The 18113-nt window shown below is 60.4% G+C and carries 16 protein-coding genes; 13 read left to right on the forward strand and 3 right to left on the reverse strand.

Annotation, left to right across the window (positions count from 1 at the left end; translation table 11 throughout):
- The first annotated feature begins 283 nt into the window (after positions 1–283).
- The gene (locus IEV40_RS11030) at positions 284–2479 is read left to right on the forward strand and encodes a cyanophycin synthetase (protein WP_188421628.1); all 2196 of its coding nucleotides are present in this window, start codon (positions 284–286) and stop codon (positions 2477–2479) included.
- A 100-nt stretch (positions 2480–2579) separates the two neighbouring features.
- Positions 2580–5147 (forward strand): cyanophycin synthetase, encoded by a 2568-nt coding sequence (cphA, locus tag IEV40_RS11035; protein WP_188421630.1) that lies wholly within the window; start codon positions 2580–2582, stop codon positions 5145–5147.
- Positions 5148–5312: 165 nt separating this feature from the next.
- Here cphA and IEV40_RS11040 read toward each other — a convergent pair whose 3' ends face one another.
- Positions 5313–5522, reverse strand: coding sequence for a hypothetical protein (locus IEV40_RS11040; protein WP_188421632.1), 210 nt, complete (start codon positions 5520–5522; stop codon positions 5313–5315).
- A 280-nt stretch (positions 5523–5802) separates the two neighbouring features.
- Between IEV40_RS11040 and IEV40_RS11045 the strand changes: the two genes are divergently transcribed.
- Genes IEV40_RS11045 through IEV40_RS11060 form a run of 4 tightly spaced genes read left to right on the forward strand, consistent with a single transcriptional unit; the run spans position 5803 to position 7076 of the window.
- A complete protein-coding gene (locus IEV40_RS11045) occupies positions 5803–5985 on the forward strand; it encodes a hypothetical protein (protein WP_188421634.1) in 183 nt (60 codons plus the stop codon).
- Positions 5986–6020: 35 nt separating this feature from the next.
- Positions 6021–6350, forward strand: a complete 330-nt coding sequence (locus tag IEV40_RS11050) for a plasmid stabilization protein (RefSeq protein ID WP_188422375.1) — start codon at positions 6021–6023, stop codon at positions 6348–6350.
- A gap of 23 nt (positions 6351–6373) precedes the next feature.
- On the forward strand, positions 6374–6610 hold the full coding sequence (locus tag IEV40_RS11055; protein WP_188421636.1) for a metallothionein: 237 nt from the start codon (positions 6374–6376) through the stop codon (positions 6608–6610).
- Positions 6611–6656: 46 nt separating this feature from the next.
- Complete coding sequence (locus IEV40_RS11060) at positions 6657–7076, forward strand: CBS domain-containing protein (protein ID WP_188421638.1); 420 nt, start codon at positions 6657–6659, stop codon at positions 7074–7076.
- A gap of 124 nt (positions 7077–7200) precedes the next feature.
- Here IEV40_RS11060 and IEV40_RS11065 read toward each other — a convergent pair whose 3' ends face one another.
- Positions 7201–8745, reverse strand: a complete 1545-nt coding sequence (locus IEV40_RS11065) for a glucan biosynthesis protein G (protein WP_229724111.1) — start codon at positions 8743–8745, stop codon at positions 7201–7203.
- Between the two features lie 434 nt (positions 8746–9179).
- On the opposite strand from IEV40_RS11065, the gene bglX reads away from it, so the two are divergent.
- From bglX to IEV40_RS11100, 7 genes are all read left to right on the forward strand, one after another.
- Positions 9180–11489, forward strand: coding sequence for a beta-glucosidase BglX (bglX, locus tag IEV40_RS11070; RefSeq protein ID WP_188422378.1), 2310 nt, complete (start codon positions 9180–9182; stop codon positions 11487–11489).
- A 235-nt stretch (positions 11490–11724) separates the two neighbouring features.
- Entirely contained in the window at positions 11725–12078 is a 354-nt protein-coding gene (locus IEV40_RS11075) for a hypothetical protein (protein ID WP_188421640.1), read from the forward strand.
- A 305-nt stretch (positions 12079–12383) separates the two neighbouring features.
- Positions 12384–13265 carry an EamA family transporter gene (locus IEV40_RS11080; RefSeq protein ID WP_188421643.1) on the forward strand — a complete coding sequence of 294 codons (882 nt, stop codon included), beginning with the start codon at positions 12384–12386 and terminating at the stop codon, positions 13263–13265.
- Between the two features lie 285 nt (positions 13266–13550).
- The gene (locus tag IEV40_RS11085; protein ID WP_229724076.1) at positions 13551–14267 is read left to right on the forward strand and encodes a YoaK family protein; all 717 of its coding nucleotides are present in this window, start codon (positions 13551–13553) and stop codon (positions 14265–14267) included.
- Positions 14268–14537: 270 nt separating this feature from the next.
- Positions 14538–15692 (forward strand): porin, encoded by a 1155-nt coding sequence (locus IEV40_RS11090; RefSeq protein ID WP_229724077.1) that lies wholly within the window; start codon positions 14538–14540, stop codon positions 15690–15692.
- Between the two features lie 284 nt (positions 15693–15976).
- Positions 15977–16555 (forward strand): TetR/AcrR family transcriptional regulator, encoded by a 579-nt coding sequence (locus IEV40_RS11095; RefSeq protein WP_188421647.1) that lies wholly within the window; start codon positions 15977–15979, stop codon positions 16553–16555.
- A 124-nt stretch (positions 16556–16679) separates the two neighbouring features.
- Entirely contained in the window at positions 16680–17192 is a 513-nt protein-coding gene (locus tag IEV40_RS11100; protein WP_188421649.1) for a hypothetical protein, read from the forward strand.
- Between the two features lie 2 nt (positions 17193–17194).
- Here IEV40_RS11100 and IEV40_RS11105 read toward each other — a convergent pair whose 3' ends face one another.
- The gene (locus IEV40_RS11105) at positions 17195–18106 is read right to left on the reverse strand and encodes an AraC family transcriptional regulator (RefSeq protein ID WP_188422382.1); all 912 of its coding nucleotides are present in this window, start codon (positions 18104–18106) and stop codon (positions 17195–17197) included.
- Between the last annotated feature and the right edge of the window lie 7 nt (positions 18107–18113).

The raw sequence follows: 18113 nt of genomic DNA on the forward strand, positions 1-18113 counted from the left end.
GTAATCGCGAACTGTGATCGAATGGTGATCCAAGGGATCGAGTAGTGTTGCGTTTCTAGGTTGAGTTCTGGATTGCGCTTCTGAGTTGCGTTTTTGCCGCAAGTGGCGGCAAGTATATCCAAACGTTCACCCGCTGTCGGGCTTCGCGCGTATGATCCGCACGCAGACAAGAATAATTTCAACATCCTGTAAACCAAAGTCATCCGGCACGCGTTGAGGCCTTCTTTAGCCAACTGTTTTTTGGCTTCCCCACAAATCAAATTCGTTAGCTAACGAACAACAAATGAATAACAAAACCATCCAGATCATCGAGACGATGCATCTGAGGGGACCCAACATCTGGACTTACCATCCGGCGCTGGAGGCATTGGTCGATATCGGCGAGCTGGAGGACTTTCCGTCCAACATGATTCCCGGCTTCGCCGAGCGCCTGGTCGGCTTCCTGCCGACGCTGGAAGAACACCACTGCGGCGTCGGCGAACGCGGCGGTTTCGTGCAGCGGCTGCGCGACGGCACCTGGCCGGCGCACATCATGGAACACGTGATGATCGAGCTGCAGAATCTGGCCGGCATGCCGAGCGCCTTCGGCAAGGCGCGCGAAACGTCGAAACGCGGCGTCTACAAAGTCGTCGTGCGCGTGCGCTACGAAGAAGTCGGCCGCGCCGCGCTGACCGCCGCGCGCGATCTGGTGATGGCCGCCATCGAAAACAAACCCTTCGACGTCGCCGCCGCCGTCGAAAAGTTGCGCGACATCCACGAATCGGTCGCGCTCGGCCCCAGCACCGCCTGCATCGTCGATGCCGCCGGCGAACGCAAGATTCCGTCGCTGCGCCTGAACGACGGCAACCTGGTGCAACTCGGCTACGGTGCGAAACAGCGCCGCGTCTGGACCGCCGAAACCGACCAGACCAGCGCCATCGCCGAAAGCATCGCCAGCGACAAGGAACTCACCAAAAGCCTGCTCGAATCCTGCGGCATCCCGGTGCCGGAAGGCCGCGTGGCCGACAGCCCGGCCGATGCGTGGGAAGCCGCGCAGGACATCGGCCTGCCGGTCGTCGTCAAGCCGTCCGACGGCAATCACGGCCGCGGCGTTTCCACCAATCTCTCCTCGCAGGCCGAAGTCGAAGCGGCGTGGGAACTGGCAGACCGCGAAGGCAGCGACGTCATCGTCGAACGCTTCATCCGCGGCCACGAACATCGCCTGCTGGTCATCGGCGGCAAGCTGATCGCCGCCGCCCGCGGCGAATCGGCCTTCGTCACCGGCGACGGCAAATCGACGATCGCCAAACTCATCGACACGCAACTCAACAGCGATCCGCGCCGCGGCGCCAGCGAAGAACATCCGCTGAACCTGCTGCTGATCGACGAAAACGACGATCCGGGCGTGATCCTGCTGGAACTGTCGCGCCAGGGTTACACGACCGAATCGGTGCCGCCAGCCGGCAAGGAAGTGCTGGTGCAGCGTCACGGCAACGTCGCCTTCGACATCACCGATCAGGTGCATCCGAGCGTGGCCGCCACCGCAACGCTGGCCGCGCGCGTGGTCGGACTGGACATCGCGGGCATCGACCTCGTCGCCGAAGACATTTCCCGGCCTCTGCCCGAACAGGGCGGCGCCATCGTCGAAGTCAATGCCGGCCCCGGCCTGCTGATGCACCTGAAACCGGCCAGCGGCCAGCCGCGTCCGGTCGGTCGCGCGATCGTCGACCATCTGTTCGGCGAAACCGGCAGCGGCCGCATCCCGGTGGTCGGCATCACCGGTTCTTCCGGTACCACGCCGACCGCGCACCTGATCGCCTGGCTGCTGCATCTGCAGGGCAACTACGTGGGGCTGGCCTGCAGCAACGGCCTGTTCCTGCGCGAACGCAAGGTCGTCAAACGCAACAGCGCGAACGGCAATGCTGCACGCCAGGTGCTGATGAACCGCATGGTGGAAACCGCCGTCCTCGAAAACGGCGCCGAAGCCATCCTCACCGAAGGCGTGATCTACGATCGCTGCCAGATCGGCGTCGTCACCAATATCGATCCGGCCGGCAGCCTGCCGCGCTACTACATCGACAATGCCGACGAGATGGCCGAAAAAGTCATGCGCACCCAGGTCGATCTGGTCTTGCCGGACGGCACCGCCGTGCTGAACGCCGCCGATGCGCGCGTGGCGGCACTGGCCGAACTGAGCGATGGCGAAGTGATCTTCTTCTCCGTCACGCCGGATGCCGCGCCGCTGGCCGCGCATCGCGCACAAAACGGCCGCAGCGTCGTGCTGCGCGACGGCAACATCGTGCTGGCTACCGGCACGCAGGAAATCGTTGCCGGCCAGCTGTCCATGCTGCCGTATGCCGATCCGGCCTCTCAACCGTTGATGACGGAGGCGGTGCTGGCCGCGACGGCAGCGGCCTGGGCGCTCGGACTCGATGCATCGCTGATCCGCACCGGCCTCGAAACCTTCGAGCATGCGGCCGACGTACCGGTCACCGTCTGAACCGTCTCTTGAACATGCAAACAGAAAGACACGCGCGCCATCCCATGACGAACAAACGGGACAGCTCGAACAGGCGCACGCCCATGACAAGGAATACCTGATGGAAATCTCTCGCGTTCGCGCCTTGCGCGGTCCCAATCTGTGGAGTCGACACACGTCGCTCGAAGCGATCGTGTCGTGCACCGATCTCGAACACGACATCGCCGGCCTGCCCGGCTTCGAGGATCGCATCCGCGCCCGCTTCCCCAAGATCAAGTTCCTCGACGTCACGCGCGATGAAGGCAGCACATCGGTCGCGCACGTGCTGGCCGCCGCCGCGCTGGGCCTGCAGGCGCAGGCCGGTTGCCCGGTCACGTTCTGCCGCGCGATCCGCACGATCGAGAAAGGCATCTTCCAGGTCGTCGTCGAATACACCGAGGAGGCCGTCGGCCGCCTCGCCTTCGATCTGGCGCTGGAACTGTGCAACGCTGCCGCCAGCGACCAGTTGTTCAATCTGGCCGAAGCGCTGGCGCGCCTGCGCGCACTGGATGAAGACATCCGCCTTGGCCCGAGCACCGGTTCCATCGTCGACGCCGCCGTTGCGCGCGGCGTTCCGTTCCGCCGCATGACCGAAGGCAGCATGGTGCAGTTCGGCTGGGGCAGCAAGCAGCGCCGCATCCAGGCGGCCGAAACCGGCTTCACCAGCGCCATCGCCGAATCGATCGCGCAGGACAAGGAAATGACCAAGGTCATGCTGGCCGCCGCCGGCGTGCCTGTGCCGGACGGCCGTTCGGTCTCGACCGCCGACGATGCATGGGCTGCCGCGCAGGAAATCGGCGCGCCGGTCGTCGTCAAGCCGCGCGACGGCAATCAGGGCAAGGGCGTCGCCGTCAACATGAAGACGGAAGAGGAAGTGAAGACCGCGTTCGAAGCCGCGTTCAGAATTTGCGATGACGTCGTCGTCGAGCGCTATCTGCCGGGCCAGGATTACCGCCTGCTGGTGGTCGGCAAGCAGCTGGTCGCCGCCGCGCGCCGTTCGCCGCCTTCCGTCGTGGGCGACGGTGAGCACACGATCGCGCAACTGATCGAACAGGTGAATCTCGATCCGCTGCGCGGCGATGGCCATGCGACGCCGCTGACCAAGATTCGCGTCGACAGCATCACACTGGCCACGCTGGCGAAAAAGAATTACACGCTCGACAGCATCCCCGCCAAGGGCACACCCGTGCTGCTGCGCGACAACGCGAACCTGTCCACCGGCGGCACCGCCACCGACGTCACCGACGACGTGCATCCGCAACTGGCGGCGCGCGTGGTCGAAGCCGCGCAGATGATCGGGCTGGACATCGCCGGCGTCGATCTGGTCTGCGAGAACGTGATCCAGACGCTGGAAGAGCAAGGCGGTGGCGTGGTCGAAGTCAATGCCGCGCCGGGCTTGCGCATGCACATCAAGCCGTCGTTCGGCAAAGGCCGTCCGGTCGGCGAAGCGATTGTCTCCAGCATGTTCGCCGAAGGCGACGACGGCCGCATCCCGGTGGTTGCGGTCGCCGGCACCAACGGCAAGACGACGACGGTGCGCCTGATCGCGCACATGCTGCGCACCAACAAATACCGTGTCGGCATGACGACCACCGACGGCGTCTACATCGAAAACGAACGTATCGACACCGGCGATTGCAGCGGCCCGCGCAGCGCACGCAACGTGCTGCAGCATCCGGATGTCGACGCCGCCGTCTTCGAAACCGCCCGCGGCGGCATCCTGCGCGAAGGCATCGCCTTCGATCGCTGCAACGTCGCCGTCGTCACCAACATCGGCGTTGGCGATCATCTCGGGCTCAACTTCATCTCCACCGTCGAGGATCTCGCCGTCGTCAAGCGGGTGATCGTGCAGAACGTCGCGCCGAACGGTTACGGCGTGCTGAACGCGGCCGATCCAATGGTCGCCAACATGGCCGCCAGTTGCCCCGGCAACGTCATCTACTTCGCGAAGGACCGTAACCAGACCGTGCTCGCCGCGCATCGCGCGCAAGGCAAGCGCGTCGTCCATCTCGATGACGATGCGATCGTTGCCGTCGAAGGACAATTCGAACAACGCCTGTCGCTGTCCGAGATTCCGATCACCTACAACGGCGCAATCGGCTTCCAGGTCGAAAACGCGATGGCCGCCATCGGCGCTGCATGGGGGCTGGGACTGGACTGGGCCGTGGTGCGCAAAGGCTTGCGCACCTTCCAGAACGGCGCGGACACCACGCCGGGCCGCTTCAACATGTTCATGCATCGCGGCGCCACCGTGATCGCCGATTACGGCCACAACCCGGATGCGATCCAGGCGCTGACCAGCGCCGTCGAAGCGATGCCGTCGAAACGCCGCACGGTCGTCATCAGCGGCGCCGGCGATCGCCGCGACGACGACATCCGTCGCCAGACCGAAATCCTCGGCGATGCATTCGACGATGTGATCCTCTACGAAGACCAGTGCCAGCGCGGACGCGCCGACGGCGAAGTGGTGAAGCTGCTACGCGAAGGATTGGCGAAAGCCAAGCGCACGCAGTCGATCAACGAAATCCGCGGCGAATTCCTCGCCATCGATACCGCGCTGGATCATTTGAAATCGGGCGACCTGTGCCTGATCCTGGTCGATCAGGTGGAAGAAGCGCTGGCGCATATTGCGTCGCGCATCAAGGCCTGATTGCGAAGCCGATTATCGACATCTGATTATCGGACACCCGATTCGGAGCATAACCACCGTATCGCAACGCAGTCGGGATCATCACCTAGCAACGGCATGAACAGAAAGCGGCAGCTCATGGATCAATGGCTGTCGCTTTTTGCTTTTTCGCGGGCTTTCTTTGCGTCAATTCCTGCCCGTATGCTCGGGCGGTGTCGGCGGCGCTTCCGGCGGTGTATGTTCAGGCACGATTTCCGGCTCGCGCGGCCCCGGCGGAATCGTCGGATCGGACGGCGGCGGGATTTCGGGCTCCGGCACCTCGAATGGCGCAATCTCAGGCTGCGGCTGCGGAACAACCGGAATCTCCGGCGGTATCGGCGGATGTGGCGTGCTCATCTGGACCTCCCGTTCATCATGAACCTGTCTGACAGGCAGCCAGAGGCGAAGTTGCGCGCGCCGTCTTGCCGTGCACATCGCGCATGACGTCCGCATTCCTCTCTATGCATTCGCCCCGCTGTTTCTCCTGCGCACGTCACTTCCGACACTTTCTTTTCTGACGCAATCTTTCCGCAAAATCCTACAGGCATGACAAGCATGCAAGCGTAGACTTTTCAGCATCGCAGCAGGCCTGCTACGGCCCTGCTTTCCTCTTTTCAACCGGAAGAAGGACTCGGCAATGAACGCACAGAAACGCTCTCAATCCAAAGGCAGCCGCAACGCAGCCGCCGATCGCAGACACGGTGCCGGCGGCGCGAAGTTCAACAACGGTTATCGCACCGCCGGCGGTCCCGACTATCGCAGCACCGACTGGCAGACCTCCGAACATCCGCGCGGCCGGCATGGCATCGAGCGGACGTGACTGTCTTCGCCGGAAATTTCATCGAGGAGAACGACATGCCGCAAAGCAAATGGAGCGACAAGCGCGAACGTCAGTACCAGCACATCAAGGATAGTGTGCGCAGCCGTGGCGGCCGCAGCGCAGGACGTGCCGAGGAAATCGCCGCCCGTACCGTCAACAAGGAACGCGCACAGCATGGCGAAGCGAAGGAAAGCAGCCGTTCCTCGACGCACGACATGTCGCCGTCGCGCCGCGGCGGCCAGCGTTCGCACAGTGGCGCCGCCGGCCGCACTTACGAACAGCTGTACAACGAAGCGCGCAGCAAGGGCATCCACGGCCGCTCGAAGATGAACAAGTCCCAGTTGCAGAAGGCGTTGTCACGATAAACACTTATTGACGGAGATGACGCATGGCGAAATGCGATCAATGCGGCAACGACTACGACAAGGCGTTCCAGATCACGCAAGCCGGCAGGACATGGACTTTCGACAGTTTCGAATGCGCGATCCACAAACTGGCGCCATCGTGCGCGCACTGCAAGATGCGCATCATCGGCCACGGACTGGAAGATGCGGATGGCCGCATGTTCTGCTGCGACCACTGCGCGGAAGAAAGCGGCGTGACGACATTGCGCGACCGGGTGTGAAAGATTCGGATACCGGCCGCGCCCAGCAACCGTTATGGAGAATGACATGCAAACCCTGAAGGAAGTCATGCATCGCGACGTGCACGTGATCAGTCCGGAAGCGTCGTTGAAGGAAGCCGCGCAACAGATGCGCGACGGCGATTTCGGCATGCTGCCGGTCGGCGAGAACGATCGGATGATAGGCGCGATTTCCGATCGCGACATTGCCGTGCGGGCTATCGCCGAAGGCAAGCCACCAACGGCCAAGGTACGCGAGGCGATGTCGGACGGCATCGTCTGGGCGTACGAAGACGATTCGCTGGAAACAGGGGCACGGCTGATGAGCGATCATCAAATTCGGCGCCTGCCCATCGTCAATGCGGAAAAGCGCCTGGTCGGCATCGTCGCGCTCGGCGACTTTGCGGTGGAAAGCTCGGATATCGAAGCGGTCGGCGCGACGCTGTCGGAAATCTCGATGCCGGCGTGATTGTTGGTGATTGTCAACGACATACCCGAAACGAAAATCCAAAACAAAAGAGCGATGCCTTAACCGGGCATCGCTCTTTTTTATTGCTGCGGACTCCTCCGCGCTTTGCAAGCCGACTTGCAGCCTAGAAAGCCCGCTGCACGTTGGAACGCGGCGACAACTGATAACTCCACGTTTCGGTCAGCGCACGCTGGCCGTCCACCAGCGCCGCCCGCATTTCGACCGGATGCGATGCATCCTTCACCTTGATGCGTAGCGTCAACCGCCAGCCGCCGATCGCCGGATTCGGCTGCAATTGCGTATCGACCAGTTCCGCGTTATCGCTGACGCTGACTTGCGGACGCACCGGCGCATCCGACGGCAGCTTCGCCAGCACCGGGCCTTCGAAGTCCACCAGCATCGCCATCGTGCCGTCGTTGTGGCGGATCAGGTTGGCCTGCGTCAATTCGCCATCGGTATGGAAAGTCTGCCTGACCCAGCCGACATCGTTTTTCAGCAACGCCGGTTCGTCCATCGTCCAGTGCATGCGGTAATCGAACTTCAGCGGCACACCCTTGCGCGGCAATTCGGCCGGCGTCCAGTAGGCGACGATGTTGTCGTTGGTTTCGTCGGCAGTCGGAATTTCGATCAGTTGCACGACGCCCTTGCCCCAGTTGCCCTGCGGCTCGATCCACGCACTCGGGCGCAAGTCGTAGCGATCCTTCAGATCCTCGAAGTTGCCGAATTCACGGCCGCGTTGCAGCAGACCGAAACCCTTCGGATTCTCGACCTGGAAGGAACTGACTTCCACATTCTGCGGATTGTTCAGCGGGCGCCACAACCATTCGCCGCTGCCGGTATGGATCGCCAGGCCGTTCGAATCGTGGATCGCCGGACGGAAATTGCGCTTGCTCGACTGCTGGTTCGGTCCGAACAGGAACATGCTGGTCAGCGGCGCAATGCCGAGACGATCGACCTCGCCGCGCAGGAATACGCGCGCCTGCACGTCGAGCACCGCATCCGATCCCGGCTTCAGCACGAAGCGATAGGCGCCGGTGGCGCGCGGCGAATCGAGCAGCGCGTAGAAGACCATCTGCTTGTCCTGCGGTGCCGGGCGCTCGATCCAGAATTCGGTGAAGTGCGGAAACTCTTCCGGCTTCGACATTCCGCTGTCGATCGCCAGTCCGCGCGCCGACAGGCCGTACACCTGGCCCTTGCCGATCACGCGGAAATAGCTGGCGCCCAGCACGCTCATGATCTCGTCTTCCTTGCCGTCGCGATTGATCGGGTACAGCACGCGGAAGCCTGCGTAACCCAGCTTGCTGGTCGTCTTGCTGTCGAACGACAGACCGCCGAAATCGAAACGCGCCGGATCGTAGTGCACTTCCTCGACGTCGTCGCCGACGATTTCGCTGATTTTCACCGGCGTGTTGAAATGCATGCCCTGATGATAAAAGGCCAGCTTGAACGGCGTGCGTTCGCTGCGCCATTCGAAGGTCTCGCGGCGCGGCTGAATCTTCACGTAATCGCCGAACTGCATCTTGCTGAAAACCGGCGGCAGGTTGCTGACCGGCGCGGCATACGGCTTGGCTGCCAGCGCCTTGGCCCTGGCCGTCACATCGTCCAGCGAAAAGGCATGCGCCTGCGCAGCCAGCAACAACGAGCAGGCAGAAACGGCGGAAAGCAGGATGGCGGGGATTTTTTGACGAACGGAAATATTGAAAGCGTTGAAAATCACGAATCTCTCCAGAATGATGCTGCTGTTCAGATGCCGCCGCGCGCACATGGTTGCATTTGTTTGCATGGGGAAATGCAAATTTACGACCTTTGATAACGGGCTTTTGCGCGCACTGTGTGCGGCTCCGCACTTGTGCCCTTGCAAAAAACAAAACAGAATAGCACGCGGGCAAGACGCCTCCGCTGCCCGTAAAGACGGGAATTTCCTGTTCTCAACACCTGTCGCCGGCCTGTTTCCGCGCGACATTCCGCCAAGGCCGCCGCGTGCGGCGCATCGCTTTCATCAAGGATCGGATCACACCAGTGCCACATCACGCCATCACGAAACCGCATCAATCTTCTGCCTCGCCTTCCCCTTCCCTTCTTCCTGTACGCCGCTCCTTCGCCCTGCTTTGCACATTTGCATTGGCGGCCGGCGGCCTGTTCAGCGCACCGGCACAAGCCGACATCAACCGCGCATTGCTGAACGACAAGCCAGCCTTCATCGCCGACGTGATGCGGCAGATGACGCTGGATGAAAAGATCGGCCAGTTGCGCCTGATCAGCATCGGTGCCGACATGCCCAAGCCGCAACTGATCAAGGAAATCGCGGCCGGCCGCATCGGCGGTTCGTTCAATACGGTCACGCCGGCCGAGAACCGGCCGCTGCAGGATGCCGCGGTCAGGCAGAGCCGCATGAAGATTCCGCTGTTCTTCGCCTACGACGTCGTGCACGGCCATCGCACGGTATTCCCGATCAGCCTGGCGCAGGCATCGAGCTGGGACATGGATGCCATCGCGTTGAGCGCACGCACCTCGGCCGTCGAAGCGGCTGCCGACGGCATCGACATGACCTTCGCGCCGATGGTCGACATCACGCACGATCCGCGCTGGGGACGCACGTCGGAGGGCTTCGGCGAAGATCCGTATCTGGTATCGCAGATCGCGCGCGTATCGGTGGAAGCGTTGCAGGGCGATCGCGGACCGGACGGCAAGGCACCGATCGGCGCGAACGGCGTGATGGCCGCCGTCAAGCATTTCGCGCTGTACGGCGCAGTGGAAGGCGGACGCGACTACAACGTCGTCAACATGAACCCGATGCGCATGTACGACGATTACCTGCCGCCGTATCGCGCCGCCATCGATGCCGGCGCCGGCGCGGTGATGGTTGCGCTGAATTCGATCAACGGCGTGCCGGCCTCGTCCAATACCTGGCTGCTGCAGGACTTGCTGCGCAAGGACTGGGGTTTCAAGGGACTGACGGTCAGCGATCACGGCGCGATCTTCGAACTGATCAAGCACGGCGTCGCAAGCAACGAAAGCGAAGCCGCCGAGCTGGCGATCAAGGCTGGCATCGACATGAGCATGGCCGACCAGATCTATCTGAAGGAGCTGCCGGAGCTGGTAAGTTCCGGCAAGGTGCCGATGGCCGCGATCGACAACGCGGTGCGCGAAATCCTCGGCGCGAAATACGACATGGGCCTGTTCCACGATCCGTATCTGCGCATCGGCGACGGCTCGCACGATCCGGCCGACATCAATGCGGAAAACCGGCTGCACCGCGACGCTGCACGCGACGTCGCCCGCAAGTCGATGGTGCTGCTGGAAAACCGTGCACAAACGCTGCCGCTGAAAAAGACCGGCACCATCGCGCTGGTCGGTCCACTCGCCGATGCACACATCGACATGATGGGCAGCTGGTCCGCCGCCGGCGTTGCCAGGCAATCGATCACGCTGAAACAGGGGCTGCAGGATGCGCTGGCCGGCAAGGGCAAACTACTGACCGCGCGCGGTGCCAACATCACCGAGGACAAGCGCATCGTCGATTACCTGAACTTCCTGAACTGGGATACGCCGGAAGTCGTGCAGGACAAGCGCAAGCCGGAAGCAATGATCGCCGAGGCAGTGAAGATCGCAAAACGATCGGACGTCATCGTCGCTGCCGTCGGCGAAGCGCGCGGCATGTCGCACGAATCGTCGAGCCGCACCAGTCTCGATCTTCCGGCGAACCAGCTGGCGTTGCTGAAGGCCTTGAAGAAAACCGGCAAGCCGCTGGTGCTGGTGCTGATGAACGGCCGCCCGCTAGCGCTGAACTGGGAACGCGAGAACGCGGATGCGATCCTCGAAACCTGGTATAGCGGCACCGAAGGCGGCCATGCGATTGCCGACGTGCTGTTCGGCGACGTCAATCCGTCGGGCAAATTGCCGATCACTTTTCCGCGTTCGGTCGGCCAGATTCCCGCCTACTACAACCACCAGCGCGTCGGCCGCCCGTTCACCGAAGGCAAGCCGGGCAATTACACGTCGCAATACTTCGAGGAACCGAACGGTCCGCTGTACCCGTTCGGCTACGGTCTCAGCTATACGACGTTCGCGCTGTCCGACGTGGCACTGTCGAAAAACACGCTACCGCGCGACGGCGAGATCGAAGCCAGCATCACAGTAAAAAATACTGGCAAGCGTGACGGTGCGACAGTCGTGCAACTATACATCCAGGACGTTGCCGCATCGGTAGTACGACCGGTCAAGGAACTGAAGGATTTCCGCAAGGTGATGCTGAAAGCCGGCGAGGAACAGGTCGTGCGCTTCACGATCGACGAGAGCAAGCTCAAGTTCCACAACGCACAGCTGCAATACGTGGCCGAATCGGGTGACTTCAATGTCGAGATCGGGCTGGATTCGAAGACGGTGAAAACGCAGAAATTCACGTTGCAGTAAAAATCCTGCTCTTGCAGCCATAGACAAAGCCGGCAGATGCCGGCTTTGTTTTTATCGCGACTTTTATCGGGGCTGGATCGAAAGCCGATCGGTCGTCGCAAATGCGCTTCTCCCAGTACGCCTCTATTTCATTATTGATTTCCCGGCAATAAATGTACTGCTGCGAATGGCGAGGAAATCATGCCGTCACAAATGCCACGCAGAATGACCGCACGCCACCAAAGAATCAGATGCCGTGACTGCCAATGCATTACTCCATTCCGCCGTCGACGAGCACGCCGGAAAAAGAATCGCCTTCCATCGCAAAGGATGGATGAAGGTCAACGAGACCACACTCACTATCCATACAACGGACATTTCGGAGCAGATCGTCGGCCTGATGATGGAGGCACCTGCCAGGATCGGCCTCGCCTGCGCGCTGCACTTTCGTACACTCGTCGGCGGACGTATCACGACGCTGCACCTCACGGGAACGGTCGCATACTGCACGCTCGTCGGACTCAAGGGATACCGCGTGGGCATTCGCATGGATTCTGCAAACAAGGAAAATGCGGACCAATTGGCAATGATTCTTTCCAGCCGGCCCTGATTTCAGACATCTCTTCTTCTTTTATCCCGCCTGAAAAACTCACTGCAGAGGCGGCTATATTGCCGCATGCAGATTCGGCTGCATAAGCAACACATCATTCGATATCGCCACTGCTGACAGCAAACCACGCCTGCAATCGTTACTTACCTTGCGCCTTTCTCCGGCCGGAAAATCATCGGCCGCCTGATCGATGCCGCGCCGTCCCTGAATAACCTGGCTTTGCGACATGCTTCATAATCGTCATGAATCCATGATCGCAATGCGCCTTCACTCCGTCGGGAGGCGATCGCGCAACAACCTACTTCATGCCTCTTTCCGCCCTCGCCCTCGTTCTTGTTGCCGGGATCATCCACGCCAGCTGGAACATCACGGCAAAGAAAGCCGGCGGCGATGCGCGCTTCGCGCTCTTCACAAGCGTTTTTCTGGCCATCGTCTGGGCACCTCTCGGAATATGGATAGCCGTCGACGCCGTGCCGGGCTGGCGATGGCAGGAATGGACGATGATCGTCGTTACCGGCCTGCTGCATGTCGGCTATTACGTCATCCTGCTGCGCGGTTATCGCAAGGCCGATCTCACCGTCGTCTATCCGATGGCAAGAGGATCGGGGCCGTTGCTGTCGTCGCTTGTCGCACTGCTGTTTCTCGATGAGAAATTGTCCACACTGGGCGGCATCGGCATTGCAGGCGTCGTTCTCGGCGTCTTTCTTATCGCCGGCGGCCCCAAGCTTCTGCAAACGGCAAAAGACCCTGCTCATCGACAACGCACGCATATCGGCATTGCCTACGGCTTGCTGACGGGCGCATTCATCGCCAGCTACACGGTCGTCGATGGCTATGCGGTGAAGTTCATGCTGATGTCGCCCATCCTGGTGGATTACATGGGTAATTTCGTACGCCTGGCCGTACTGGCACCGGCCTGGTTCAACGACAGGGCATCCGCTGCCGCGCTCTGGAAACAGCAGTGGAAATATGCGCTGGTCGTCGGTGCGATCAGCCCCGTTTCCTATGTACTCGTGCTGTATGCGGTCCAGCTTGCGCCGATTTCGCATGTGGCACCGGCACGCGAAGTGTCGATGCTGTTTGCAGCCATCATCGGCGGGCACCTGTTGAAGGAAGGCGACCAGATGCAGCGCCTGTTGGGCGCCTTGTTGATTGCGGCAGGTGTTTCGGCACTGGCGCTGGGGTAATGCATTGTCGAGACCGTATGTCTCGCAGGCTCTACACTGAATGTGCCAAACGTTCCTCCATCGAGCTTCGGCTGGAGACTGCGCCGCAAATTGGCAATAAATAGTGCGCGCCCAGACAAGATTCCAAATTCCTGCCCTCCTATGCTTTGACGCATGCCTCGCACATCATAAATCGCAGCGCGGGCCTATCGTTCGCAACTCCCCGATGCATGGCATCGCTCCGATGCCATTGCTTGCGGTTGCCATTGCCCGCTGAATCATCCGCATTGCGGCCTGCAAGGCCGGATGGGGCCGACACCGAAGCGAATGAAAATCGACAGAAAACTTCCATCGGCACTCACGCTGAATATCACCTTGAGCTTTCTGGCCGGGTATGTCGATGCCGTCGGCTTCATGGCGCTGTTCGGTTTGTTTACAGCGCACATCACCGGCAATCTTGTCCTTCTCGGCGCAGAGCTGGCGACGCCGGAACACACTTTTCCGCTGCTGAAAATCCTGGCCTTCCCCGCCTTTATCCTTGGCGTCGCTCTGGCCACCATGATTGCATCTGCATGCGAGAAGAAGGAACGCAATGCGCTCATCATTTTGTATGTAGTCGAGATGACGTTTCTCATGGCGTTCGTGCTGGTCGGGCTCGTCGCCGGTCCGATTGAAGAGAACATGTCGAGTGCGGCAATTTCTGCGGGAATAATAGGCACGCTGGCAATGGGTGTGCACAGCGCTTGCGGTCGGTTGCTGCTGCCTGACCTCGCGCCGACGGTCATGATGACAGGCAATGTCACCCAGCTTGTCGTCGAATTTTTTCAGTATCTCAAGGAAGACAGCGACAAAACCAGATTCGGCAAATGCGCCAAATATCTCTGGCCCATCATTGCCTTCGGCATCGGATCGCTGATTGCGGCTTTCGCTTACCTGCGATTCGGATTCCATGCATTGTGGCTGCCTATCGCACTGGTCCTGATTCTCGCCTGCATCGAAGCATGGAATGAAATCCACGGTTAGCAAGTAACGCGCACTCACGTTTCAAGAAACGCTCAGATTATCAAGGCTATCTGAGTCACCTCGTGCCCAGCTCCATCCCCGACAACAATTTGTTCGCTGCCGGACAAGATCGCATTTCCCCCTCTTCTAGTATCCCTAGATCAAACCGGCGATACACATCCGTGTTTGTCACTCGCGCTCGATCGCACAAATATAAATATCAGAGGGGACACAATGAAGATATTCACATCAGGGAATCAATTTTCAAGGAAGCCAGCCAGGCATGCAGTCATGTGCGGCATGCTGGGCCTCGCCGCCGCGGCATCGACGACAGGCGCATTTGCACAGACTTCCGTACAAGTCGGCGGCACGGTCGACGTTTTTGCCGGCGCCATCAAGCGCAGCGGCGATGCCGGCAGACGATCGGTTGTAGACAGCAGCGGCATGGAAACCTCCTGGTGGGGTTTCAAGGGCAAGGAAGCGCTTGGCGGCAGCTTGCAGGCGCAATTCAACCTGACCGGTTTTTTCCGGCCCGATGACGGCAGCCAGGGACGCTTCGATTCGGATACGATGTTTTCTCGGGATGCCAACGTCGGACTGTCCGGCGCATTCGGCCGCGTATCCGTGGGGCGCGATCTGGCGCCGAACTTCATTCCGACGCTCAAGCTCAGTCCGTTCGGCGGCTCGTTCGTGTTTTCTCCGCTCGAACTGCATACGCAGACACCTTCGGGCAGCTATCGCGGGCAGGCCTGGTCGCCGACCGTTTCAGGTGATACGGGATGGAGCAACGAGATCATGTACGTGACGCCAACCATGGGCGGATTCACCACCAGCCTGTTTTACCAGTTCGGCGAACAGGAAGGGAATTCGGGCAAGAACAACTTCGGCGTGAACACCATGTACGAGCAGGGACCGCTTACCTTTGGTGCCTACTTCCAGTCCGTCGAAGTCAACAATCCTGTCGATACCACGGCCAACGGCAGTTCGCAGGTGTTCACCTTCACGCCGTACAACCGGACGACCGGTGCCACCCATACGCTGGCAGCATCGAAGAACGACACCTGGTTTGTCGGCGGCGCCTACGATCTTCACTTCATGAAGCTCTTCGGCACGCTGAACTATTCGACGATGAACCTGATCGGTGCGGCGGACGACAGTCAATACGACTTGAAATCCAATACGGTCCAGCTGGGTACCAGCGTACCGCTCGGCAAAGGCTCCGTACTGTTTTCCTGGGCGCGCACCAAGGTGAAGGCAGACGGCGATTTCAGTGCCGCGCTGGGAGGGACGGACATCAGATCGTCGATTGTGCGCAATACGGCTTCGCTGGGGTATGACTATTTCCTGTCCAAGCGCACCGATATTTACAGCGTGCTCAGCTATGACAAGCTGACCGATGAAGCGAGTGCGTTCAGCTTTGGCATCGGCATCCGTCAACGCTTCTGATCTGTTCGCCCGGGCAGTCTGATTTTTGCCGGATGGCGTCATCCTGATTTTTCCTGGCGACGCAAGCAAGGGCCGCACACGAGGCGGCTCTTGCTCTTTGCGCCAGGCACAATGCGGCGCGGCGTTCACGCAAACATTTTCGATCCGACGTTTGCATCGCCGATATGACGGCGTTTCCTTGCCGCGCCTCTCCCCCACAAAGCAGCCCTACCATCTTTTGCACTGAAGAAACCTCGGATTTCATCGCCTTGACAGACTACCTACTAGTATGTAGAGTGCGCAACATGAAGCTCAACAGCACCTCCGACGAAATCCTGCATTGCGCCCGTTCGCTGATTATTTCAGGCGGCTACAACGGCTTCAGCTATGCCGATATTTCCAAGGTGGTCGGCGTACGCAACGCGACCATTCACCATCACTTTCCGAACAAGTCCAATCTGGTTCGGACGCTGGTCGTCAATTATCGATGGGAAGCGCAGCTGGGCATCGCCGAATTGGAACGCAATGTTCCCGACGCGGTTGAGCAATTGCGCGCCTACATCCAGTATTGGGAATCCTGCATCTCCGACAATAGCGCCCCCTTCTGCGTGTGCGCATTGCTGGCAACGCAGTTGCCCGTTCTTCCCGAGGAAGTTGCGTTTGAGGTGAGCGCCCACTTTCGTACACTGTCCGATTGGCTGGCTTCCGTGCTGGAACGCGGCGCGGCGCAGGGCAGCATTCGATTGACTTCATCGGCCAGGATCGAAGCCGACAGTTTCATGGCTACGGTGCATGGCGCAATGCTCTCGGCGCGTGCTTACGACGACGCGAAAATCTTCGGCGCGATTACGCATCCCTTGCTGGATCGTCTTCTGAAGGCCTGAAGAAAATCTGACATTCCCGATTACACCTATGCCCGATTTTTTCGCCCAATTATCTACCTACTAGTAGAGAGATTCTTCTTCGGCTCTACTGCATTTCTCCAACCTCGATCGAAAGGGTATCAATATGTTTGGAATATCGCCGCTAGGCTGGCTGCACACCATCGGCAGCCTGCCCGCCATTCCCCTGGCCATCTATATGTTCGCCCGCCACGGCAGGATCGCGCCGCGCACGCCATCGGGCACTGCCTATTTTGTCTCGATGCTGATCGGCGCCGTCACGGTATTTCTCGTCGCGCATCAGCCGGTGAGTTATGGCATTGGCGTTGCGACCATCCTGCTGCTGGTAGCCGGTTACGGTGTCGGGCACATCAATTCTCTAGGTCGGAAAGCGATTTACATCGAAACGATCTGCCTCAGCCTCACCGCCTTTTTATTGATGGTTCCTACCGTGAGCGAAACGCTGCGCCGCGTTCCGGACGGCCATCCCTTCGTGACCGACCTGAAATCGCCGCTGCTTCTTGGCGCCCAGGCCGCTCTCCTCGTCATGCTGGTGATCGGGCTGACCGCGCAAATCATCTCCCTGCGCAGGAAGGGTAAGTCGACCGCCGCACAGTCGCGCCTGCTGTACCCGGACTGACTTCAGTGCGACGAGACATAATCCGATCCGGCGAATGCCGGCGGCAGCGCGAAACTCTCGCGCATCCGCTTCGCCTCGGCAGCAGGCGTCAAGCCGAAAAGCCGCTTGAATTCTCGATTGAACTGCGACGCGCTCGCATAACCGACAGCATGACAGGCAGCCTCTGCCGTCATGTCCTGCCGCACCATCAGCAGCCGCGCCTGATGCAGACGCGTGGACTTTACATATTGCATCGGCGACGTGCGCGTCATGGCCTTGAAGTGGCTGTGGAATGTCGGCACGCTCATGCCCGCTTCGTGCGCCAGTTGCGACAGATCGAGCGGCTGCGCATAGGCGCTGTGGATGCGGCGCAGCGCCTTGCCGATTTTGCCGAACTGCCCCTGCATCGCCAAGGCCGCGCGCATCGCATTGCCCTGCGCGCCAGTGAGCACGCGAAAATACAGTTCGCGCATCAGCGCGGGGCCGAGAACGGCAGCAGCCAACGGCTGATTCATCGCTTCCAAAAAACGTAGCACGGATGTGCGCAACACATCGTCCATCGGACTCGACATCATGCTCTGCGGCGCATCGTCCGGCGACGGCGCGCGATGCCGGTCGATCTGGATCATCAATTCCGCGGCCAGCTGAAAATCCAGATGCATATAAATGGCCAGCAGCGGCCGCTCCGGCGTAGCATCGGTTTCCATCGTGAAGGGCACAGGCACCGCAACCGCCAGATAATGCTGCTCGTCATACAGGTAAACCTGATGGCCGAAATACCCGCGTTTGCGCCCTTGGCAAACGATCACGATGCCCGGATCGTAGAGGACGGGCGTACGCGACAACGGACGATCCGAACGCAGGATGCGTACATTCGGCAACGCCGTCAGGTTATATCCCTCGTCAGGTGCCAGTGTCGTCAGCAGGTCCACCATCTGCCGC

This window comes from Oxalicibacterium solurbis, assembly GCF_014635845.1.
In the GTDB taxonomy this organism is placed as follows: Bacteria; Pseudomonadota; Gammaproteobacteria; order Burkholderiales; family Burkholderiaceae_D; genus Oxalicibacterium; species Oxalicibacterium solurbis.

What these genes read in the sequence shown, in the direction of transcription:
- IEV40_RS11030 (WP_188421628.1), top strand. Translation starts at nt 284, where the DNA reads ATGAATAACAAAACCATCCAGATCATCGAGACGATGCATCTGAGGGGA.
- cphA (WP_188421630.1), top strand. Translation starts at nt 2,580, where the DNA reads ATGGAAATCTCTCGCGTTCGCGCCTTGCGCGGTCCCAATCTGTGGAGT.
- IEV40_RS11040 (WP_188421632.1), bottom strand. Translation starts at nt 5,522, where the DNA reads ATGAGCACGCCACATCCGCCGATACCGCCGGAGATTCCGGTTGTTCCG.
- IEV40_RS11045 (WP_188421634.1), top strand. Translation starts at nt 5,803, where the DNA reads ATGAACGCACAGAAACGCTCTCAATCCAAAGGCAGCCGCAACGCAGCC.
- IEV40_RS11050 (WP_188422375.1), top strand. Translation starts at nt 6,021, where the DNA reads ATGCCGCAAAGCAAATGGAGCGACAAGCGCGAACGTCAGTACCAGCAC.
- IEV40_RS11055 (WP_188421636.1), top strand. Translation starts at nt 6,374, where the DNA reads ATGGCGAAATGCGATCAATGCGGCAACGACTACGACAAGGCGTTCCAG.
- IEV40_RS11060 (WP_188421638.1), top strand. Translation starts at nt 6,657, where the DNA reads ATGCAAACCCTGAAGGAAGTCATGCATCGCGACGTGCACGTGATCAGT.
- IEV40_RS11080 (WP_188421643.1), top strand. Translation starts at nt 12,384, where the DNA reads ATGCCTCTTTCCGCCCTCGCCCTCGTTCTTGTTGCCGGGATCATCCAC.
- IEV40_RS11085 (WP_229724076.1), top strand. Translation starts at nt 13,551, where the DNA reads ATGGGGCCGACACCGAAGCGAATGAAAATCGACAGAAAACTTCCATCG.
- IEV40_RS11090 (WP_229724077.1), top strand. Translation starts at nt 14,538, where the DNA reads ATGTGCGGCATGCTGGGCCTCGCCGCCGCGGCATCGACGACAGGCGCA.
- IEV40_RS11095 (WP_188421647.1), top strand. Translation starts at nt 15,977, where the DNA reads ATGAAGCTCAACAGCACCTCCGACGAAATCCTGCATTGCGCCCGTTCG.
- IEV40_RS11100 (WP_188421649.1), top strand. Translation starts at nt 16,680, where the DNA reads ATGTTTGGAATATCGCCGCTAGGCTGGCTGCACACCATCGGCAGCCTG.
- IEV40_RS11105 (WP_188422382.1), bottom strand. Translation starts at nt 18,106, where the DNA reads ATGGTGGACCTGCTGACGACACTGGCACCTGACGAGGGATATAACCTG.